General features: G+C 55.6%; 2 protein-coding genes and 1 tRNA gene (1 of these 3 running past the window's edge). All 3 read right to left on the reverse strand.

Annotated elements, in window-relative coordinates:
* Positions 1-47 (reverse strand) — tRNA-Sec (locus ACYC56_RS12270); it reaches 49 nt to the left of the window's first position.
* 117 nt (positions 48-164) lie between these two features.
* Positions 165-2,066 (reverse strand): selenocysteine-specific translation elongation factor, encoded by a 1,902-nt coding sequence (gene selB / locus ACYC56_RS12275; RefSeq protein WP_461374468.1) that lies wholly within the window; start codon positions 2,064-2,066, stop codon positions 165-167.
* The coding region (selA, locus tag ACYC56_RS12280; protein WP_461374469.1) for an L-seryl-tRNA(Sec) selenium transferase at positions 2,066-3,028 on the reverse strand (963 nt) is incomplete at its 5' end. The genes selB and selA, both read right to left, overlap by 1 nt.

Raw genomic sequence — 3,028 nt, forward strand, 5'->3', positions numbered from 1 at the left:
CGACTGGTTTTGAAGACCAGCTGAGCCACCAGGCCCAATCCACCTCCATGAAAAACGATAATGGCAAAACCATTATCGTTGATACCTCTATTTTGCCAGGTCTGAGCCCAAAATACAAGTCAGGAGCCGTTAGAACCGTGACATGCGATCATCCTTGCTTCAGCCTAGCGCACGAAACGGGTTTCGCCAACGCGTCTCGTAACGCCGACCATGTCGAAGTAGCTGAGAAGCGGAATGATGTATTTTCTCGACGTATCGAATATCTGGCGCACATCGGCGGGACTCACCTGTTTGCCGGAGAAGTGCTTCTTTAACTCCGCTTTGGCCTCCTCGATGAGTGCGGCGTCGAAGTACATGTTCGGCGCGATTCTGACCAGCTTATGCTCGCGTACCAGAAGGTCGGCTAGCGAGTTGAGCTTCTTCAGGTCCATGCCCATCTCTTTCGAGAGCCAGGTGGTCTCAGGTGGGCCGTATTTGCCGTCCACGATTTTTTTAGTAAGGGACGCCAGAAGCTCCTCATCCTCTTTGCCCACTGTTACCTGGGCTTTTGCGTCGGCGATCTGGGCTTTGTCGACGACTATCTTGCCCGCTTTTTGCAGGTGGACGACAAACGTGTCGAATTCCTTATCCGACATCCAGTCGAACAGCTGCGACTTTATAATCTGCTTGCTCAACCAGGGGTTGAGGGGGTTCTTCTTGAAGTTGTCGTTTAAGTACTCTACAAAGCTCTTGGTATGGGCATCAAATGTGCTTTTCACGATATAGTGATCCTGCTTATCGATAATAATCGAAGTTATCTCGCCGCTATTTATGAGTGCGGCGAGGCTCTCTTTTATCCGGTCTTCCCCCAGCTCGGAGCGCACCCAGAGCTGTTTTGCGGTCATGAAGCCATGCGTCTCGCTGAGGAAGAGCCGCACGATTGCCTCGGGATCCCCCGCGCTGAGGAGACGGCAACGCTCGCTGAAATTCTTATGGGACACCCGGTACTTGACGGGATGGCTATCCAGAACACGGCCGCCGCCGATGGTTTGAATCGGCGAGTAGCTTCTGATGACAAAATTATCGTTATACTTTGGAATAACCGGGCTCTCCAGTCTCAGCTGGACAAACGCGGTATCACCCGGCATGAGGACTTCGCGGTCCGTCAAAACCACACGCCCCAACACCTCGCTGGTGCCGTGGTGCACTCTCACCCGCGCCCTGTTTTTAAGCTCTTTCGGTGTGCTTTCGAGCAATTTCAGTGTGGCGTCGAACATATAGCTCGGGCTAAGATAACCGGGCGCCAGTACGACGTCACCGCGTTCGATATCATCTTTATCCAGGCCGACCAGGTTAAGGGCCACCCGCTGACCGGCCAAGGCGTAATCCATCTTTGTGCCGTGGACCTGGATGCTTCGTATCCGAACCTCTTTGTTGACCGGGTAGACGTGCGCCTTCTCGTCGGAGTGGATCTCGCCCGACCACAGGGTGCCCGTGATGACGGTACCCGCACCGGACATAGAAAAGACCCTATCGACGGGCAGTCTAAAGGGAGACCTGTCCTTGCGCGGTTGGATACGCTGGGCGATCGTATCGAGCGTGGTTTTCAGCTCGTCAAGCCCCATTCCGGTTTTGCCGGACACGGGGACGATGGGGGCGTCTTTAAGGCTGGTCTTTGAAAGGACCTTCCTGATCTCTTCTTCGACAAGCGGAAGCCACTCTTCATCGACCATATCGGCCTTGGTAAGCGCCACTACGCCTTCCTGGATACCCAAAAGATCGACGATGGCGAGGTGCTCCTCGGTTTGCGGCATGACCGAATCGTCCGCGGCGACGACCAGCATGACGATGTCGATTCCGGTTGCGCCCGCGAGCATGTTCTTGACGAAGCGCTCGTGGCCGGGGACGTCGATAACGCCGAGCTTCTGCCCGCTGGGTAGCTCAAGGCTGGCAAATCCCAGCTCGATGGAGATGCCCCGCTTTTTCTCTTCTTCCAATCTATCCGTATCGATGCCGGTCAGCGCCTTGATCAAAGTGGTTTTGCCATGATCGATGTGCCCGGCGGTGCCAAGTATTAGCTGCTTCATTATTCCTTAACTACTTCCCTTGTCTTGTTGAAGGCATCCAGTATCAGCTGGCCTTCGCCCTCTTGTATGGTACGCGGGTCTAAGAGAACCGCGTCTTCTTTAATTCTCACGATGACCGGCAGTTCGTTGCACCTTAAAATCGCCTCGATCTCGTTGGCGGTCGCGAAAGCGCAGCGCACTGCAACCGCGGTCGTCGGTAGCTCCGCCAACGGGAGCGACCCGCCGCCGACTTTAGAGACCTCTGGCTCCGTTGTTACCGTAAAGCCTTCTCCCAGGTCGTCTTTAAGAAGCTTCGCGAGCGCCTCGGCCCGCACTTTAAGCTCACCGGCCGGGGCGGTGATCATCCGTACCGTCGGGTTCTTCTGCCGCACAGTCTCCATGTCAAGGTACTCTCTTAATGTAGCCTCAAGTGCGGCTAAGGTCATTTTATCAACCCGGAGCGCCCTTGCAAGCGGGTGTTTTTTCATGCGGTTGATAAACTCGGTCCTTCCGACGATAAGGCCCGCCTGCGGACCTCCCAAGAGTTTGTCGCCGCTAAACGTTATGACATCGACACCGGCCTTCACACTTTCCTGCACCGTCGGCTCGTAGGTGATACCGTACCTGGAGAGATCGATGAGGACGCCGCTGCCCAGGTCTTCCATAACAGGAATACCGAGTTCTTCACCAAGCGCGACCATCTCGTCCAGCCCGACCTCGTGCGTGAAGCCGACGATTCTAAAATTGCTCGTGTGTACCTTCATAAGAAGGGCCGTGCCTTCGGTAATCGCGGTGCGGTAGTCGATGATGTATGTCTTGTTGGTCGTGCCCACCTCGCGCAGGATTGCCCCGCTTTGCCGCATGACATCGGGAATCCTGAAGGAGCCGCCGATCTCAACGAGCTGGCCCCGTGAGACGATAGCCTCTTTGCCGGCTGCAAGCTCGCTGAGCGCCAAGAACACCGCCGAGGCGTTGGTAGTTCC

The organism is Candidatus Aquicultor sp. (genome assembly GCF_054640775.1).

Excerpts from the sequence above, each read along its gene's own strand:
- selB (WP_461374468.1), bottom strand. The coding sequence starts at position 2,066 with ATGAAGCAGCTAATACTTGGCACCGCCGGGCACATCGATCATGGCAAA.